The 17,904-nt window shown below is 66.3% G+C and carries 11 protein-coding genes; 3 read left to right on the top strand and 8 right to left on the bottom strand.

Translation table 11 applies throughout. The features are described 5' to 3' along the window. Nucleotides 1–10: 10 nt before the first annotated feature. The 5 genes from KIP79_RS14045 to KIP79_RS14025 form a co-directional block, all read right to left on the bottom strand. Entirely contained in the window at nt 11–3,397 is a 3,387-nt protein-coding gene (locus KIP79_RS14045) for a helicase-related protein (protein ID WP_214105212.1), read from the bottom strand. Beyond that, nucleotides 3,394–7,053, bottom strand: a complete 3,660-nt coding sequence (locus tag KIP79_RS14040) for an Eco57I restriction-modification methylase domain-containing protein (protein WP_214105211.1) — start codon at nt 7,051–7,053, stop codon at nt 3,394–3,396. The genes KIP79_RS14045 and KIP79_RS14040 overlap by 4 nt, the downstream gene beginning before the upstream one ends. Nucleotides 7,054–7,816: 763 nt before the next feature. Continuing rightward, complete coding sequence (locus KIP79_RS49425; RefSeq protein ID WP_214105210.1) at nt 7,817–9,220, bottom strand: site-specific integrase; 1,404 nt, start codon at nt 9,218–9,220, stop codon at nt 7,817–7,819. A gap of 330 nt (nt 9,221–9,550) precedes the next feature. Continuing rightward, the gene (locus KIP79_RS14030) at nt 9,551–10,660 is read right to left on the bottom strand and encodes a CaiB/BaiF CoA transferase family protein (protein ID WP_214105209.1); all 1,110 of its coding nucleotides are present in this window, start codon (nt 10,658–10,660) and stop codon (nt 9,551–9,553) included. Then, nucleotides 10,657–11,253, bottom strand: a complete 597-nt coding sequence (locus KIP79_RS14025; protein ID WP_214105208.1) for a TetR/AcrR family transcriptional regulator — start codon at nt 11,251–11,253, stop codon at nt 10,657–10,659. The genes KIP79_RS14030 and KIP79_RS14025 overlap by 4 nt, the downstream gene beginning before the upstream one ends. 70 nt (nt 11,254–11,323) lie before the next feature. Here KIP79_RS14025 and KIP79_RS14020 point away from each other — a divergent pair, with 70 nt between their 5' ends. Continuing rightward, nucleotides 11,324–12,499 (top strand): acyl-CoA dehydrogenase family protein, encoded by a 1,176-nt coding sequence (locus tag KIP79_RS14020; protein WP_214105207.1) that lies wholly within the window; start codon nt 11,324–11,326, stop codon nt 12,497–12,499. Nucleotides 12,500–12,505: 6 nt separating this feature from the next. Here the strand turns inward: KIP79_RS14020 and KIP79_RS14015 are convergent, their stop codons facing one another. Next, nucleotides 12,506–13,273 carry a helix-turn-helix domain-containing protein gene (locus KIP79_RS14015; RefSeq protein ID WP_214105206.1) on the bottom strand — a complete coding sequence of 256 codons (768 nt, stop codon included), beginning with the start codon at nt 13,271–13,273 and terminating at the stop codon, nt 12,506–12,508. Between the two features lie 324 nt (nt 13,274–13,597). Here KIP79_RS14015 and KIP79_RS14010 point away from each other — a divergent pair, with 324 nt between their 5' ends. Both KIP79_RS14010 and KIP79_RS14005 read left to right on the top strand, forming a co-directional pair. Next, a complete protein-coding gene (locus KIP79_RS14010; RefSeq protein ID WP_214105205.1) occupies nt 13,598–14,884 on the top strand; it encodes a M23 family metallopeptidase in 1,287 nt (428 codons plus the stop codon). An 89-nt stretch (nt 14,885–14,973) separates the two neighbouring features. After that, nucleotides 14,974–16,353: an FG-GAP repeat domain-containing protein gene (locus KIP79_RS14005; RefSeq protein ID WP_214105321.1), complete on the top strand. Its 1,380-nt coding sequence runs from the start codon at nt 14,974–14,976 to the stop codon at nt 16,351–16,353. 68 nt (nt 16,354–16,421) lie between these two features. Here the strand turns inward: KIP79_RS14005 and KIP79_RS14000 are convergent, their stop codons facing one another. After that, nucleotides 16,422–17,021, bottom strand: a complete 600-nt coding sequence (locus KIP79_RS14000) for a TetR/AcrR family transcriptional regulator (protein ID WP_214105204.1) — start codon at nt 17,019–17,021, stop codon at nt 16,422–16,424. A gap of 10 nt (nt 17,022–17,031) precedes the next feature. Continuing rightward, nucleotides 17,032–17,562 (bottom strand): hypothetical protein, encoded by a 531-nt coding sequence (locus tag KIP79_RS13995; protein ID WP_250213191.1) that lies wholly within the window; start codon nt 17,560–17,562, stop codon nt 17,032–17,034. Nucleotides 17,563–17,904 lie beyond the last annotated feature (342 nt).

Raw genomic sequence — 17,904 nt, 5'->3', positions numbered from 1 at the left:
GGACGCACATTCAACAGGTCGGTGGCCCAGGGACGGTGGCGATCCAGCAGATCAGGTGGATGTCGTCTTCGGTGATGGGCGGTAAGGGCTCGGGAGAAGGCTGCCGGACCAGGCCGAGCCGGTCGGCGAGTTCGGCCAGCTGGTCCACCCGTTGCCGGGCGGTCCCGGGGTGGGCCAGGCCGTCGCGGACGGCGCGCAGGATGCGCGGGCTGTAGGGGGCCTGAAGTCGGCTGACCAGATCGTCCTGCAGCTCTCCCAGGTGGGCGCCCTGCCGGCGGACCAGCTCGGCGGCGTCGCGCATCACCCTGGGGACAGGTTGCTGCAGGTTAGCCGGATCGGCGTTGTGCATCCAAGAGGTGAGGATGTCCTGTCGGGCGTGCGTCCAGGCGCCGAACGCGGCCCGATAGACGTCCTCGGCCAGCACGGCGGGGACCTGTTGGTTGTCGGGGTCGGCGGCTGCCAGGCAGGCCAGGGTGTCGCCGATCACGACGGGACGGCCCTGCTCATCCACGACGGCTTCCAGATCGGCGCCCAGCGGCACGTACCGGAACCACGGGCGGGGATGGTCGCCGACGCGGGCGCAGAACACCAGGCCGGGCTGCGTACCGCCGATCCGGAGGAAACCGGACCCGCTGCCCCACGGCAGGTCCAGCACTGCTCTGCGCACCGGGGAGTGGCGAAGCTCGGCCTGGAGGCGGCGCCGGTACTCCTCGCCCGACAGGGCGGAGGCGCCACCGGTCTCAAAGAGGGTGGCATCCTCGCGGCGCAGCCGGTCGATCTCCTCGCGGGTTTCGGTCAGGTTGACGTCACGGCCGGTGAAACCGGGCAGCACGTCGCCGACACCGGTGGCGGCGGAGGCCTGCTTGAGTTTGCGCTGCAGGCGCTCTTCCAGGCCGAGGAGGCGTTCAAGCTGCTGGTCCGGGAAGAAGCAGCGCAGGAACACCGCGCTGTGGTCGGAGCCGATGCGGTCGATGCGTCCGTGCCGTTGGACGAGGCGCATCGGGTTCCACGGCAGGTCGTAGTTGACGATGTGCCGGGCCTGTTGCAGGTTGACACCCTCGGCCAGTACGTCGGTGGCGATGATCAGGTCGTACCGGTCCTCTTCGGTGCCGCCGCCTGCGGTTCGGGGCGCGAAACCGGCGATGACCTGGGCGCGCCCGGAGCGGTCCGGGCCGGAGGCGGTGGCGATCCGGCCGCGGTAGCAGGCCAGTCGGGGGTCGGCCTCGACTGCCGCCAGCAGCCGCCCGTGGATGTGCTCGACGGTGTCGGAATAGTAGGAGAAGACCAGCGTCTTGCGTTTGTCCCGGGTCTGCTGCGCGGTAACGCCCTCGGCCGCCGCCTCCTCGGCGATGACCGCGAGCTCCTCCACCAGCATGTCGACCTTGGGATCGGGGCCTGCCTGATGAGCCTGGACCTCATTACGAAAGGAGGCGAGCAAGGACAGGTCCGCTCGTATGGCGGCTCCCAGCGCGGCGGCGTCGAACTCGCTGGCATTTCGTACGTTGCCGTCGTCTGCGGCGTCCAGGGAGGAGAGGAAATCGTCGAGGTCGTCGCCGTCGGAGGAGGTCCACTCCCGTAGCGCGTCCCCGCTGAGCACCACGCCGTGGTCGAGCGCGGACAGAAATGCCTCGTGGCCGTCGATCATCTTGTCCAGAGTGCGCTGAAAGGCATACGCCGAGGATTCGAACCGCTTGAGCAGCGCCGAGCGCAGCAACCCGGCGTTCTGCTGCTCGTACTGCTCCTCGTTGCCGCCGCGTCGGAATCGGGAAGGTACGTACCGGGCCAGGGTGAGCACTTCGCCGGGGGCGTCCAGCAGCACCGCCGAGCCGCCGCCGTCGAGGCGGCCGGAGTGGTCCACGTGAGCGCCGAGCGCTGTGGCAAGTCGGTCGAAAAGCCCTGGGAGCGCCTTGTCCAGGTCGTAGTCGACGCGGCGGACTCGCGGCGTGGGGAACGCGATGTGCCGCTCCACCCCGTTGATCACCACCAGGTCGCCGACGTAGTGGTGGCGAACGAACCGCCGGGTGCGGCGGACCGCCACCTTATCCAGCACGTCGAACAGATGCTCCGGGGAAAGATCGTCAGGGTTCATTGCCATGGCCCGGTCGAAGTATCCCCGGAGTGAAGGAACCCCGGAGCCGGCGAAGGCCGCGTCGTTGGTGACGAAATAGGAGATCAGGTTGTACAGGTCGTACAGGCTGTTGTTGACCGGCGTTGCGGTGAGCAGGACCAGCCGCTTGGGGACGCTGCCGGTCAGTAGCGTGCGCAGCGCCTCGGCCCGCTTGGTGGCGGCGTTGCGCAGTGCGTGCGCCTCGTCCACCACGACCAGCGCGTACTCGTCGGGATTCTGCAACGCCGCACCAACTTGGCCGGCGTTGGGCAGGCCGATCGCCAGTTCCTCGAAGGAGATGATGTCGGCGCGCAGGTTACGCTCGCGCAGGAACGGGCCCCAGGTGGAGTCCCGCAAGGTCGCCGGGGCGATGACCAGTGCCTTCTGCCGGTTAGCGACCACGGTCTCGTGCAGGATCTCCCCGGCGATGAAGGTCTTGCCCAAGCCGACCTCGTCGGCGACGATCACGCCGTTCAGCCGGTCGAGGATCCGCTGGGCCCGCCACACCCCGTCGGACTGGAACGCGGTCAGTTTGAGTCGCGAGGAGGATCGGGCCCCCTGTTCCTGTTCGACTTCCGCTCCGTACAGCTCGTACAGCATCCGCAGGAACACCTGCCACGGGCTGTGCGGCAGCCAGCGCGACTCGTAAAGCGCGGCCAGGTCGAAGGGCGCGGCGGCGTGCCACATTTCCTCGTACCATTCCCGCACTTCTCGTACGGTTTTCGGGTCGTATTGGCCGAGGTTCAGCTCCTTGTTCACAGCCAAACCGGAGTAGGTGAAGTTACTCGATCCGGCGATCACTCCTGGGAGAGAGCCGTCGATGACGAATGCCTTGCCGTGCAGAAAACCGGCCTCGTAGCGCCGCACCTCGACGCGGCCCGAACGCAGCCAATCCACCAGGCGCCGGGCTGCGGCGTCGGCCTCAAAGGTGAAGCCCAGTAGGTCGCGGTCCTCCTCCAATCGGCGCAGATGGCCTTCCAGCACGCGCTTGATCTGCTGGCGTTCCCCGCGCCTGCCGACGCCGACGGCCAGCGGGCGGATCTGGGGCCTGGCCTGGTCAGGGTCAGCCCCCAGCAGCAGTCGCACCCGGCTAGCCTGCTCCAACTCGGCGGCCAGCAGGCTGAAGCCGGCAGGGTTGAAGTAAGCCGTCGCGATCGAGACTGCAGGCGGGACGGCCAGGTTGGTGCGCATCCCGGTCAGCAGGGTGTTGATCGCGTCCGAGACCGTCCCCGCGCGTTCGGGGTTGTTGGTGGCGAACGTGGGACGGAAGTCCTCCATATGGGCGCTCACGGCGTCTCGGCCTTCCATGCGTCAAAGTGGCGCAGTACAGCCGTGAGATGCTCAGCGGGATCCCAGCCGCGGTGGAAGGTCTCAAAGATGTGTATGACCTCACCGCGGTCCAAGCCGTAGAGCAAGGCGACGAGTGCGTCTAGTTCGGCGATGAGATCGTTGCGCTCGGCATCGGAGATGACCGAAGCGACCGGTACTCCTACTTCTGCGGCCCAAGAGGCGTACCGATTGTCCACAGCCGAGAGACGGCCAGCTATCTGAACTACCCGATTCCTGCGTCGATCGTCCTTAGCTGGTCGAGGAACTGGGAATGAACTGAGGAGTCCATAGGCAACGCTTAACTCTACGTATCGCCGAGCGAACCAATCTAGTGGAATGCTGGACATCACTCCCAGCAAATAGGCTTCGTCTTTCCTGTCCCCGCGTCGGCGGAGCAGATAGGGAGCCTTATGGATGAGCGCGCTTCCAGCCGGGGCCAGGACGCATATTACCGTTCTCTGGTCAGTGCTCCGGGCAACCTCGCGGAAGGTAATCCTCGGGTTGAGCAGGGGAAGCGACTCTATACTCTCCACCCAGCTTTGCGGCATGTCGAAAAGGGCGCTTCGTGAGAGTTTAACCTGCTTTTTGCGGCGCATTTGAAGCAGTGGAACTATCTCTGATCGTTTAGTGTACGCGTACGGATCTCCGAAATCCGGTTCCCACAGGTTGAACGATCCCCCTGTGAGGACAGGTATGTCATCGGAGGATGGGCTTAGGTCGAAATCGAACATGGACTTGTCCTGCGTACCATGCAATTCCCGTAGTGGGACGAACTCCCAATCTCCGCCGGGAGCGCCTAGTTTCGGGTGCGAGCGAAGTTTGAGGAAAACCTCCATGCTGTCTTTCCGGGGCAAGACAGGAAAGGAAGCTCCCTCCGACCATGACGCGAATGCGGCGGCGTCGACGACATACCCGGAGACACGGGTTCCTTGGTCGAACTCCTGCCGAGAGAAGAAAGGCCCGTGCAACTCCACCCAGCCCGCGTGCCCTGCACCCTTGACCACCGTTGTCAGGCCGATCGTGTACCTAGAATCGACTTCATCGAAGACCCAATTACGGCTGTTGACCAATATCGTGACGTCGGCGAATGCCCCTTCTGCCAGGACGGTCTGGCGGAACCTAGCCCCGGCGGTGCCGTTGAGGACCGTTCGCGGCAGCACCACGCCGAGCCGTCCGCCCTCGCGCAGCAGATGCCAGAAACGCCATGCGAACGCGAGTGACAGGTCCGTGTCGGTGGCCGCGCGCAGCCCGGGGAATGGCCCCGTGCCTAACGCTGTCTTGACCACTCGCACGGCTTCGATCTCGGCTTCATACTCGGCGACCAGATCCGGCCGTTCCGCCCGGTGCCGTGTGAGGGCCGCGTACCGCTCCTGCTGCGGTAGCGACCGCAGCCCGGGGAAACGCAGTCCCCACCACTGGTGCTCCTCGACCTTCACCTTTTCCCATGGGGGGTTGCCCAGGAGCACATCGAAGCCTGGACGATCCCGCATGAACACCTCGGGGAAACGAAACGGGAAGTGCGTCACCCGCAGTTCGTCCAGTCGGTTGCGGACCCCGGGCATGTGCCCGGCTGCGATGGCCTGCTCGGGTGTGACCAGCGGGGTGATGATCCCTAACCGGATCGCCACGGCGGCGTCGAACAGGGCACGGGCGTCCGACGCGTCGTCGAGCGCCTGCTCGTGGGCGTCCCGGGCCTCCGCCACCTCCTGCTTGGTGGCCTCGGAAGTGAGCGCGACCCGGGCGAGCCTTTCCCGGGCCGTCCCTAGCGTTTCCCTGACTGGCTCCTCGAAGAGACTGAGCGCGCCGCTGGTTGCGCTTTGCGGGTCGAGTATCTCCACCACCTCCTCGATCGTCCCGATACCGGTGAGGCTGTTGCCGACGACCAGCCCGTGGTCCAGCGAGGACATCGGCAGACCGGGGACAAAGGTGTGGATCCAGACTGCGAGCCGCGCCAGCTCGACTGCCATTTGGTTCAGATCCAGCCCGTAGACGCAGCGGCGGGCGATCTGACGGCGCAGCAGCGCGGAGGTCTCGATCTCCACCTCGTCGGCGTGGTCGTACAGTTGCGCGCGGGCGGCGTCGGAGAGCCTGTTCAGCTCGTCGTGTACTGCGGCGATGGGGTGCTCTGTGAGGAAGGCCGTGAAGCGGGACTCGATCCGGTCGATCGCCGCGATGAGGAAATGCCCCGACCCCATCGCCAGATCGGCCATCCGGAAGTCGAAGAACGCCTCCGCGGCCCTGGCGTCGTCACCCGAGTCCAAGAGCGTGAGAACCCGATCGAGATGCGTGGTTAGCGCCGGTTCCAGCGTAGTGTCCAGCAGGTGTTCGACCGCAAACGACTTGGTGAAGTACGAACCGGTCGACTTCCGTTTCCCCGAACGGTTGTGAAAGTAGACCTCACCTGTCCCTACGGCTGGCTGGTCTCCTTCGCGGGCCGGAACGAACGAGCCGTCCCTGTCGAGTTTGAGCGGTCCCGGCGCGATCGACAGGGACGACTCCAGCAGGCCTTCGTAGCAGGTGCCGAACTCGCGGACGCTCAGGGAGCGGAAGTCAACTGGTCCCCGAGCTCCGTCCGGACCGGTGTCTACAAGCAGGGCGCGCAGCGCCGGCCCAAATTCCGCGTCGCTCAGGCGCAGGGACGCCAGGGCCGCACCGGAGGGATTGGTGTGCAGGTCTATGGAGAAAAGGCCACCGTTGTAGGCGGGAACGTTCCATCCCTGGTTTCCGCAGTCGATGGCCTGCCACACGGCGGCCATATCATCCCAGAGTGCCGTCGCCGACGGATCGAACGCCTGGTTCGGGTCGGTGGTGAAGTTTCTGGCAAGGGTTTTCGCTGCATGGCGGGTGTAATGCTCGTTCCGGCCGTACGGCAAGAGTCCCCGGTCCTCCGCGTACGCCGTGAAAAGGAGCCGGAATAGTATCACCAGAGCGTGCTGGTAAGCCTCCTGCAACTCGCCCTCGGTGACAGCTCGCGTCTGCCGGGCAATGGCCACGGCCAAACTTGGGACGACATCGTGGTACACACGCTCGCGCAGTCGGCCCCCCAGATCGGCGGCGAACTGCGACGATGCGCGCAGAATGTCGTGCACCGTTCCGTTAGGTCCCAGCGCCCTGGGAGAGAAGAGCAGGTGGAGGTACCCGGCGGCGTCATCACGTAGCAGTGCTAGGTCGAGTTCGGCGTAGGTCTCCCCCTGGCTCTGGCGCCCGACTCCGACGGCTGGGTCCACCGGATGCAGCCGGAGTCGGCTGCCGCGTACGACGATCACCCAAGGGAGGCCGAGCCGCGCCGCCATCGCGATCGCGTAGGAGACGGGGGAGACGGCGCCGAACCTCGGTTCCGGACGGTCGAAGAGTTCTTCGTCGTCCAGCAGCACGGCGATGGCCCGGGAACTCCCCTGTTCCGTGAGCAGCATCGCGGCGGAACTTTCAGTGGAGGTTCCGTATCCGAGACCGTGAATGAGTTCCAGGCCGCGTAGTTCCAGGAGCGGCTTTGCCGTGGTGGTCGCGGTGGCCCAGTCGCTGCGATTGGGGACACCGGTTCGGAGTTCATGGGTGGCGAAAAGTCCGCTGTTATGCAGGCCGGCGCTGTCATCCGGGTCGGCCAGAGCGGGGAGCATGCGCTCCAGAGCGCGCCTGGCGAAATGGCCGTTTGGTTCCCTGAACGCCTCTGAGCACGCCCGCGCCAGCCGATCGGTATCAACGTTGGTGAGCGGGTCGGAGACTCCGCAGGTCGAAGCTTTGACGGTCTCACCGTCCCGGTACAGGACCGCCAGGAGCACCGGGGCGGGTCGGCTGTCGTGCCGGTACCGCTGCAGCCGTCGTACGGCTTCGGCCAGGGGCGGGCCTGAAGGACAGAAGGCGACGGCTACCTCCAGGCCGTCGCCCCCGCGGCCGATCAGTACGTGCTTGGGAACCAGGTCGGCAGCCCTATTCGAAGGAGCGTTCCATAAAAGTGAGGGAGCGTCGATCGATTCGAGAAAGTTTTCGACCAAATCTGAGGGCATGCTTCGCTTTCCGGTAGAAAGCCTACTTGTGCCCCGATTTACTCACCGAAAATACAGACACAGCTTGACATGTGTCAATTGCTGTCGGTGTTCTTGCCAATGTGAATTAATGGCCAATTCGGTTCACCGAAAATCGAGTGAAACATATTCGTGTTCTGGTGTGCGGGATGTGGGGTATCGATACTCTGCTGTTTTGTTGTGGGCTCTCCGACATATCGGCCAAGAGTTCGATTTTCTGGATTTCTTTCTGGCTGTGGCAGGTGTTAGTCGGATACGGGCGTCTACCGCTTCGCTGAGGGTGAATGCCCTGACACAATCCCGAGGACGGCGCTTGCGGCTATCGACAATTTGCGGTCGATGCTGACGGGGAGCAGGCTTACAAGTGGCCATTGTCTGGAGGGATGTCGAACACGGCTTCGGCTGCGTCTACGACGGGCTGGACGGAGTTGAGGATGAGGCTCCGCTGGGCTGGTGTCTCTGATCCGGCGTATCCGGCTGTCGTTTGGTAGGACTCGTGGCCGGCGACCAGTTGCATGACGCCGGGCGCGACGCTGCCGTCCCGGAGCATTGTGATCATCGTGTGCCGTAGGGCATGTGGCGTGATGTGTTTGGACAGGCCGCGTTGGCGGGCGAGGGTGAGGGCGGGCTGCAAGATGGTATTGCGCTGATTGCCATAGTCGATGTAGCAGCCCCTTATCCCCTGGAAGAGCGGCTCGTCGGGCTTCTTCCCCTGCGCGTGCTGGATCAGCAGGGCGGCGAGTTGGGTGCTGATCGGGACCTGGCGGCGTTTCTTGCCCTTCGGGTACGGCTTGAGCTGCCATTCCTTACGGCCGGTCTTCTCGTTCAGCAGCAGCGCGTACGCCTGAACGACCTGGATGACCCCGGCGGTCGGATCGAGGCCGGACACGTGCAGCCCGGCGAGTTCGCCCCAGCGAAGGCCAGTGGCCATCTCGGTCACGATGAACAGCGCGGTGGCCGGGTCGGTGTCGTAGACGGCCCGGAGATAGATCTCCACCTCGGGTCCGAAGAGTACGGCTCGCGCCGCTACCGGTGCGGCAGGGAGGTGAAAGCCGTCACACGGGGTGGAGAACAGCAGGGGCGGTTCGCCGTCCTCGCCTTCCCGCATGGCGGCGCGGAAGACGGGCTTGATGGAGCCCCGGTAGATCTTGGCGACCGTCCCCGGAGACAGCGTTCCGGCGGCTCGTTCCTGCTGAAGGGGTGAGCCCGCGGCGCGCCAGCGTTGTAGCACTTCCGGGGACACGCGGCCGGTTTTCTTGACCATGATGCCGTTGGCGTGGGCCCATCGGCGGGCGGCCCGCTCGGGTGAGAGCGGCTTGCCTGGTTGGTGCTCGTTGCGCGCTGAGGGTTTGGCGAGCATCCATTCGGCCCACTCGCGAAGGACTCGCCGGGTCACCTCGTTGAGCGGGAGGTGACCGAAGAACGGGAAGATGTGCCGCTCGGCCTCGGCCAGGTAGTCATATCGCTGAGTCGGCGACGCCGCAGTGCGGATGGCGTAGTTCGTCCGCGCGTACTGCTCGAACGTCGGCATACCCGCATCGGGACCGGTGGGACCGGTCTGTTGAAGGCCGTGACAGCCCTTGGGGTAGCCTTCCGGCCGGTTCTCACCGTTGTGTCCGACCAGTGCCGCGAAGGTCTGGGCGATCTCCTTGGTGTAGCAGGTCTCGAAGTCTTCCCGGCCGTGTCTTCCACCGCCGATCCGCCACTTGACGAGCCAGGATTTCGCTCCGTTCTTCGCGGTCCGCTCGACGATTCGTGCCACGCGAGCCCCCTTGTCGTGGTGTCGCATGATGGCGGGATGACCCGCAGGCTGGAACGACATGACTCGCCAACCTGGTCAAGTCCAGACGAGGGTTTGAGCGGGGGAACGTGGGGGGAACATGATCAAGGCCGACTCGCCCGGAATCCTGATCGGCGGATCAGCTTTCGGGCGCCTACCTGTGACGATGTGGTGGGGCGCCAGGGATTCGAACCCTGAACCTACGGATTGAAGGTCCGAGGACCCGCCCTCCGCGCGTATGCGGGGTGACGGGGCTGCAGGGGGCCGCCCGGGTGACATCCTGCTACCCGGCGGGGGCGTTCAGTGCACCGGCTACGGCCACTGCGCGAGAACCTCCGCCGCGGTGAGCGCTCGGCCGTCGACCGGTTCAGGTGGCGCGTTTGGGGTTCTGGAGAATCTCGGCGCGGGTGCCGCCTGGACCACCCCGTCCACCTCCACGTAGGTGGCCCGTGCCGCCAGATGGGGATGGTCGGCCGCCTCGGCGTAGGTCAGCACGGGTGTGACACACGCGTCGGTGCCCGCGAACCGGGCAGCCCACTCCTCGCGCGTACGGGACGCGAACGCGGCGGCGAAGCGTTTTCTCATCTCGGGCCAGCCCGCGCGGTCGTGCTGTGGCCCGAGGTCGTTCGGGTCGATGCCCAGACCGTTCAGAAGTGCCGAGAAGAACTGGGGTTCAAGGGCGCCCACCGCCACGTACCGCTGGTCGGCGCATGCGTAGGTGTCGTAGAACGGGGCGCCGCCGTCGAGCAGGTTGCTCTCCCGATGGTCGTGCCAGACTCCCATGCCGCGCAGTGCCATGGTCATCTGGCTCAGGAGCGCGGTCCCGTCCACCATCGCGGCGTCAACCACCTGCCCGCGGCCCGACCGCGAGCGCTCCCAGAGTGCGGCCAGTACGCCGACCAGCAGCAGCATGGATCCGCCGCCGAAGTCGCCGACGAGGTTGAGCGGGGGAGCGGGCGCCTGGCCGGCCCGGCCCATGGCGTGCAGCGCGCCGGTCAGCCCGATGTAGTTGATGTCGTGGCCGACGTCTTTGGCGAACGGCCCGTCCTGGCCCCATCCCGTGATCCGCCCGTAGATCAGCCGGGGGTTGCGCGCCAGGCACTCCTCCGGCCCGACGCCGAGCCGCTCCACCACGCCGGGCCGCAGGCCCTCGATCATGATGTCGGCGCGTTCGGCGAGAGCCAGGACGAGATCCCGCCCTTCCGGGTCCTTCAGGTCCACGGGGATCGAGCGCCGGCCGCGCAGGACGGCGTCGGTGTCGCCGGGCTGCCCGAGTTCCAGCGCCCGTCCCCTCGGCCGATCCACCCGGACCACGTCGGCCCCGAGATCCGCGAGCACCATGGCCGCGTGTGGCGCGGGCCCCAGCCCGGCGAGCTCCAGGACCCGCAGGCCCGCCAGCGGCCCGCCCTTCTCTGCGCTCACGGTGTCATCCTTTCCTGCTGATCGCTCAGGCTGGTCATGACCAGGTCGGCGAGCTGCCGGTACGCTTCCGCGGCGTCGAGTCCGGTGCTCGCCTGGATGGTCCCGCGCTGGATCGCGCCCATGACCTCGGCCGCGGCGGCTCCCACGAACGACGCGTGCACCGGGCGCAGCGCTCCGGCCCGCACTCCCTCGGTCACCAGCGTCTGGACCCGCCGGGCCGCGTACTGGGTGTTCTCCTGGTACACGTCGTTGGCCGGGCCGAAGGCGGCCACGTCCGCGAAGAACACGGCCGAGGCTGGCTGGAGTTCGGATGCCACGGCCTCCAGGTAGATCGCCAGTCGGCTGGCCGGGTCGTCGGAGGCCGCGACCCGGGCCTCGATACGTTCGGCCGCGGTCTTGAAGAACGATCGTACGGCTGCGACCACGATCTGCTCCTTGCTGGGCGCCACGGCGTACAGGGTGGTTCTCGAGCACCGCAGGCGTTCTGCCAGGTCTCCGATGTTGAACGAAGCGAATCCCTCGGTCAGGAACAGCTCCCGGAGCTGAACCAGCATGTCCTCGCGGCGCGCGCGGGCCTTCCCTGGAAGTGGCATGCCGCCTACTCTATGGCAGAGTACCAGATACGATACTGTGGTACTCGAATTGGTTCTCGGAGGATTCCCCATGCCCGCGTCGCGTGTCATGCCCACCAGCGAGAGCGCCGACCTGATCAACCTCGTCCGGGACCTCGCCGCCAAGGAGCTCGCGCCCCGGGCCGTTCGCGCGGAGGCCGACGAGGAGTTCCCGCGTGAGGTCTTCAGGACCCTCGGCGCGGTCGGCGTTCTCGGGCTGCCCTATCCCGAGGAGTACGGTGGCGGCGGCCAGCCGTACGAGGTGTATCTGCAGGTGCTCGAGGAGATCGCGGCGGTCTGGTCGAGCATCGGCGTCGGGGTGAGCGTGCATGCCCTGTCCAGCTTCGGGATCGCCCAGTTCGGTACGGCGGAGCAGCGGGCGGAGTGGCTGCCCGGCATGCTCGGCGGCGACCTGCTCGGCGCGTACTGCCTGAGCGAGGCGCACGCGGGCTCCGATCCCGCCGCCATGCGGACCCGCGCCGTACGGGACGGGGACGACTACGTTCTCGACGGCGCGAAGGCCTGGACCACCCACGGCGGGCACGCCGACTTCTACCAGGTGATGGCGCGGACCTCCGACGACCGCAAAGGCATCTCCTGCTTCCTGGTCCCCGCCGACGCGGAGGGCCTGAGCGCCGACCCGCCCGAGCGGAAGATGGGCCTGACCGGATCGGCGACCGCCACCATCCGGCTGGACCGCGTCCGGGTCCCCGCCCGGCGCAGGATCGGCGCGGAGGGCGATGGCCTCAAGATCGCGCTGGCCGGCCTGGACTCCGGCCGCCTGGGCATCGCGGCGGTCGCCACCGGGCTGGCCCAAGGCGCGCTCGATCAGGCCGTGGCGTACGCGAAGGAGCGGGAGACCTTCGGGAAGCCGATCATCGAGCACCAGGGCCTCGCCTTCCTCCTCGCCGACATGGAGGCGGCCGTCCAGACCGCCCGCGCGACCACCCTGCACGCCGCCCGCCTGAAGGACCGGGGCCACCCGTTCAGCCGGGAGGCCTCCATCGCCAAGATGGTCGCCACCGACAACGCCATGAAGGTCACCACCGACGCCGTCCAGGTCCTCGGCGGATACGGCTACACCCGCGACTTCCCGGTCGAGCGCTACATGCGCGAAGCGAAGGTCATGCAGATCTTCGAGGGCACCAACCAGATCCAGCGCCTGGTCATCAGCCGCGCACTCGCCGGCGACACCGGCGGGACGATCACCACCTCCAGCAGGGGGTGAGGCCGGCTACGTGTCGCATTGCGGCATGTTCGGTAGGGGGTGGATGGTGGCGTCGACGTGTTCGGAGCCGACGAAGCCCCATCCCTCCCAGCGCTCCTTGCCCGGCTCCGCGCGGTCTCCCCTGGTGTAGTACCAGACCCTTCCTCCGTCACCCTGGACGCGCCCGAGTCGCCAGCAGACGAACCAGCTCTTCGGGGTATCCAGGACCGCTACTTTCTCCGTGCTGTCCACGTCGAGGTAGAGCGGTGTGTCGGGGCGGTTGGCGCACACGAAGTCCCTGGTCCAGACGTGGCCACCTTGTCTGGCGTCAACGTGCTTGACCCCGCTGCGCTCGGTGCAGTGGTGCGCGGTTTCCGCGTCCGCGCTGAAGTCCTGACCAAGGCGCCAGATCAGGACCGTGGCCAGGAGCAGGGCGGTCAGGCCCGCCAGTGTCCACCACGTGCGTGTTTTACGTAGGACCGGCGGAGGGGAGTCCGGCAACGGTGTCTCGACGCGTTGCTGCGCGCCGAACTCCGCTTCGGGTAGCGGGACGGTCTGCGCCCGTACCCACCGCTGGTGCAATTCGATGATCTCTGCCTGGCTCGCTTGGCATTCCTTGGCGAACTGCTCCAGGAGAGTGAAGCGCGGCGGCACGCCCTCTCCGGAGCAGTAGCGGTGGAGGGTGGATTTGCCGACGTTGAGCCTTTTGGCGAGGGCGTCGTAACTACGGCCGGTCTTGTCCTTCAACTGGCGTAGATAGGTGGCCAAATCCTCCACTGCAGTCGGCGCTGACAACCTGGCTCCTCGATTTCCGACCCCGAGTACGGCGTCCCGGGGGTTAACAGCAGAACCAACAGCACCACTGGGATATCGCACTCTGTCCCAACTCGGATGGGATTGCTCAGGTCATGGCAACTTCTTGTCCCGTTGTCCCTGGGTTGTCCCAACTCCTTGCTGCGGGACAGAGGGCCGGTCACGGTGAGGACCGTCCGACGAGGAAGATCACGAATTTGCTCGACCTCGCCGGTCGCAACGACCCTCGACCGTCAGGAGATCATGATCATGCGTTCGCTTGTTTCCCTTCGCTCCCGGCAGCGGCGACCGGGGCACCCCGGGTGGGTGAGAACAGTCACCGCGGCGGCGCTCACCGGCCTCGTGGGCGGGCTGTTGAACATTCCGGCGTACGACGCGCTCGCCGCGGCCGGCCCCAACCTCCAGCTGCCCTTCCCCTGCGGTCAGCAGTGGCGGCTGGACACCTGGGGGCACGCTCCGGCGCTCGACATGGTCAAGGAACCGGACCAGCAGGGCACCGAGGGGGCCACCCTCGTCGCGCCCGCTGCCGGAACGGTCAACAAGTCGTACTACCACGAGAACGCCGGCAACGTGATTCAGATCAATCACGGTGGCGGCTGGTTCACCACGTACCTGCACCTGCAGTCCCGGGCCGTCAACGTGGGCGCCACGGTTCAGCAGGGCACCCTCATCGGGCGGGTCGGCCGGACGGGGCCCACGTCCAACAACCATCCGCACCTCCACTTCGAGCTCGGTTACGACTCGAACGGCAACGGGGAGGCGTCCTGGGGGTACGCGGGCGCCGAGCGGGTCCAGCCCACGTTCAACGGTGTCTCGTACGGCAGCGCCAACAGCCAGACCTACAGAAACGTCACCAGCCGCAACTGCGGCGGATCTGGCAATTTGGGGGTGCTGGAGTTCTATTTGTCTGACAACCAGAGTTCCACTGTCGCTACCCGGCCGGTCTTCGCGTACGGCAACAGCCCGATGGTGCCCATCACGGGCGACTGGGACGGTGACGGCAAGGACACGGTCAGCACCTACGACCCCACCACGGGCCGTTTCTACATCAGCAACAACCCCGCCTCCGGTCAGGCCCAGTACACCTTCTTGTACGGCGACCCCAACGCCGTGCCTTTTGTGGGCGACTGGGACGGTGACGGTAAGGACAACGTGGGTGTCCGGATGGGCAACGTGTTCTTCATGCGTACCAGCCCGGTCAGCTCGGCTACCGAGACCACTCAGTCGGTGGCTTATGGCGATGCTCCCATGATCCCGCTGGCGGGTGACTGGGACGGTGACGGCAAGGACACCGTCAGCGCCTACGACCCGGCCTCAGGCAAGTTCCTCCTCAGCAACAACCCCGCCACCGGCCAGGCTCAGTACGTCTTCCGATACGGCGACCCCAACGCCGTGCCCTTCGTCGGTGACTGGGACGGCGATGGCAAGGACAACGTCGGCGTCCGGATGGGCGGCGGGTTCTACCTGCGTACCAGCCCGGTCACCTCGGCCACTGAGACCACCCACTCGGTGGCCTACGGCGACTCCGGCGATCTGCCTGTCATCGGTGACTGGGACGGCGACGGCAAGGACAGCCAGGGCATCGTCCGCTGACTCAGGGCTACCAAGGCTCTTCATTCTCCCCCTCGCCCTGTCTCCCGACAGCTGGAGACAGGGCGCTCACATCTCCCCAGGAGAAGATCATGAACACGCGCCCCCGTTCCTCCGTCGTCCGGCCACTGATGGCGCTTACCGCACTCGTCGGCGGACTGCTCGCGTCCGCCGCCGGGGCTGTCCCGGCCAGGGCCACCGAACCCACCCCCTCCGTCCCCGGCCCGGCCGGCTCCCCGGTACCCGCGGAACTCGCGGCCGCGCTGGCTTACGCGGCCTGCGTCCCCGGCGGGGAGACCGCAGCCGACACCGCGGTCGCCAACCAGGTGAGGCCGTCCATGAACGGCCCGCGCTTGGGACGGAGTGTGAACGCCTACAACGTGTCGTGTGCCCGCGTCATCACCCGTACCGTCAAAGGCCGCGGGCTGGACAAGCGGGCGGCGGTGATCGCCGTGACCACGGCGATCACCGAGAGCACCCTGCACAACTACACGGTCGCCGTCGACCACGACAGCCTGGGGCTGTTCCAGCAGCGCCCCTCCCAGGGATGGGGTACCCCGGCCCAGTTGACCGATCCGGTGTACGCCACCAACGCGTTCATCAACGCCATGCTGCGCAAGTACCCCAACAACTCGTGGATGAGCGGGGACATCGGCGCCATCTGCCAGAAGGTCCAGGTTTCGGCGGTACCGGACGCCTACGGCCGCGAGGTCCACGACGCCCAGTTACTCGTCAACGCCCTGTGGAACACCTCTGCCGATTTGGGGGTGCTGGAGTTCTATTTGTCTGACAACCAGAGTTCCACTGTCGCTACCCGGCCGGTTTTCGCGTACGGCAACAGCCCGATGGTGCCCATCACGGGCGACTGGGATGGTGACGGCAAGGACACGGTCAGCACCTACGACCCCACCACGGGCCGTTTCTACATCAGCAACAACCCTGCTTCCGGTCAGGCTCAGTACACCTTCCTGTACGGCGACTCCTACGCCGTGCCGTTTGTGGGCGACTGGGACGGTGACGGTAAGGACAACGTGGGTGTCCGTATGGGCAACGTGTTCTTCATGCGTACCAGCCCGGTCAGCTCGGCTACTGAGACCACTCAGTCGGTGGCGTACGGCGATGCTCCGATGATCCCGCTGGCGGGTGACTGGGACGGTGATGGTAAGGACACTGTCAGCGCTTACGACCCGGCCTCCGGCAAGTTCCTCCTCAGCAACAACCCTGCTACCGGTCAGGCTCAGTACGTCTTCCGGTACGGCGACCCCAATGCCGTGCCCTTTGTCGGTGACTGGGACGGCGACGGTAAGGACAACGTGGGTGTCCGGATGGGCGGCGGGTTCTACCTGCGTACCAGCGCGGTGACCTCGGCTACCGAGACCACTCACTCGGTGGCCTACGGCGATTCCGGTGATTTGCCGGTCATCGGTGACTGGGATGGCGACGGCAAGGACAGCCAGGGCATCGTCCGCTGACTTGATCGCCAACCTGTGGGATCCCTGGGGTGGCCCAGGGATCCATAGGACACCTAAGGACGGTGCATTTAGTGCTCGCCGCTCTGTCCCAGTCCCGCACCGTACGGTGTGGCTTGCCAGAGCCGTGCGAGGAACAGGACGAGCGTGTCCGCGATGGAGCTGTCGAGTTCGTGTGGATGGTCGAGCGCCCATGCGTCGAGGGCGTCGAAGATGCTCTTGGTCGCCAAGGTGATCAGTTCGGCGCTGGGACTTGGAGCGATGAGGCCGATCTTCAAGCCGTTCGCGACCAGGCTGTGGATCCAGGAACCGCTGTCGGAACTGGGCTGCCCGGCGAGCACCGCCCGGTCATCCGGATGCTCGCGCAGGTGCGTGGTCAGTCGGATCGTACCGGCCACCACCTGATCCCACAGGTCGTCCGCAGTCGCCACTTCGGTCCAGGGGCCGAGCGCGGTGAGCGTGCGGGCGGCCGCGTCGGCGACCACGGCGCCGAAGAGGTCGTCCTTGCCGTCGAAGTAGTGGTAGGCGGAGGTCTTGGAGATGCCGGCCTCGGCGATGATCTGGTTGAACGACGCCGCGTCCTTGCCATCGCGGGCGAAATGGGCGCGGGCGACCGCGAGAATGGCGGCTCGTGCGTCGGCCGGCAGCCGCTCGAAGCGAGGCAGTGGCATCGGTTGTTCCCTAAAGGCTGGGTGCGGGTGAGACGGTCGCCCGCCGGACGTCCAGTGCGCGATTGACGCGAACCGTCATGATCCAGTGTGCCGCCCACATCGGAAGAGCGACCGCACCGCCGATGTATCCAACCACCCCCGGAAAGAGCGACAAGATCTGAAACGCACACCACCCGTATCCAAGCACCGCCCATCGCCGAACAAAGCCCTCAGCCACATGCCCGTCAGCTGCCAGCGACGCGGAGACGGTCCGCACGATGAAGAAGTCCTCGGTGAAGTTGTAGGGAACCGCGAACATCCACCAGACCGACGCGGGAGCCGCTGTCCTCGCATCCGGCCGTACGGCAGTCATCGTGCGCTGAAGCGCACGACAGTACAGCGCAACGAGCCCAAAGAAGACGACTACGGCGATAAGCCCCCCGGGCATCCCCAGCGCGGCGATCTCACCCAGGATCCCGAGCCCCCACTGAGGCGCCCACAGCGGGTAGCTGAGGACGATCGAGACTAAGACGGTACCCACAGCTTTGACGATGACTCGCATGTCGGCAGTGTACTGATGGTACACACGATTGGTACACATCACTTCTCGCCGAATCATGGCCGCGACGCCGAGGGTTGTTTCGCGTCCCGTAGCTGGGATGGGGGAAGCGGCGGAGATCGCCGCGTTTAGGCCGAGATCGACCAGCATCGTCGCGACGTTCCGGGTTCCGGCGTCGGAGGGCGGGCCGACTGCGAACCTTCTCACCGGGGTGACCGGCTTTTGGGTGCCCAGGGTGGCGGCGATTTGAACTGCGTGGATGATTTTCGGCAGGCGCAGGTCACATGCCGGCGTACGTCCGCATCAGCGTGTCCTTGCCCTATCGCATCAAGACGCGGGATGTGA

Origin of the sequence: Acrocarpospora catenulata, assembly GCF_018476525.1 — a bacterium.
Lineage (GTDB): Bacteria > Actinomycetota > Actinomycetes > Streptosporangiales > Streptosporangiaceae > Acrocarpospora > Acrocarpospora catenulata.
This window is presented reverse-complemented; position numbering and strand designations above follow the sequence as displayed.

What these genes read in the sequence shown, in the direction of transcription:
- KIP79_RS14040 (WP_214105211.1), bottom strand. Translation starts at nt 7,053, where the DNA reads ATGCTCCCCGCTCTGGCCGACCCGGATGACAGCGCCGGCCTGCATAAC.
- KIP79_RS14025 (WP_214105208.1), bottom strand. Translation starts at nt 11,253, where the DNA reads ATGCCACTTCCAGGGAAGGCCCGCGCGCGCCGCGAGGACATGCTGGTT.
- KIP79_RS14020 (WP_214105207.1), top strand. Translation starts at nt 11,324, where the DNA reads ATGCCCGCGTCGCGTGTCATGCCCACCAGCGAGAGCGCCGACCTGATC.
- KIP79_RS14005 (WP_214105321.1), top strand. Translation starts at nt 14,974, where the DNA reads ATGAACACGCGCCCCCGTTCCTCCGTCGTCCGGCCACTGATGGCGCTT.
- KIP79_RS14000 (WP_214105204.1), bottom strand. Translation starts at nt 17,021, where the DNA reads ATGCCACTGCCTCGCTTCGAGCGGCTGCCGGCCGACGCACGAGCCGCC.
- KIP79_RS13995 (WP_250213191.1), bottom strand. Translation starts at nt 17,562, where the DNA reads ATGCGAGTCATCGTCAAAGCTGTGGGTACCGTCTTAGTCTCGATCGTC.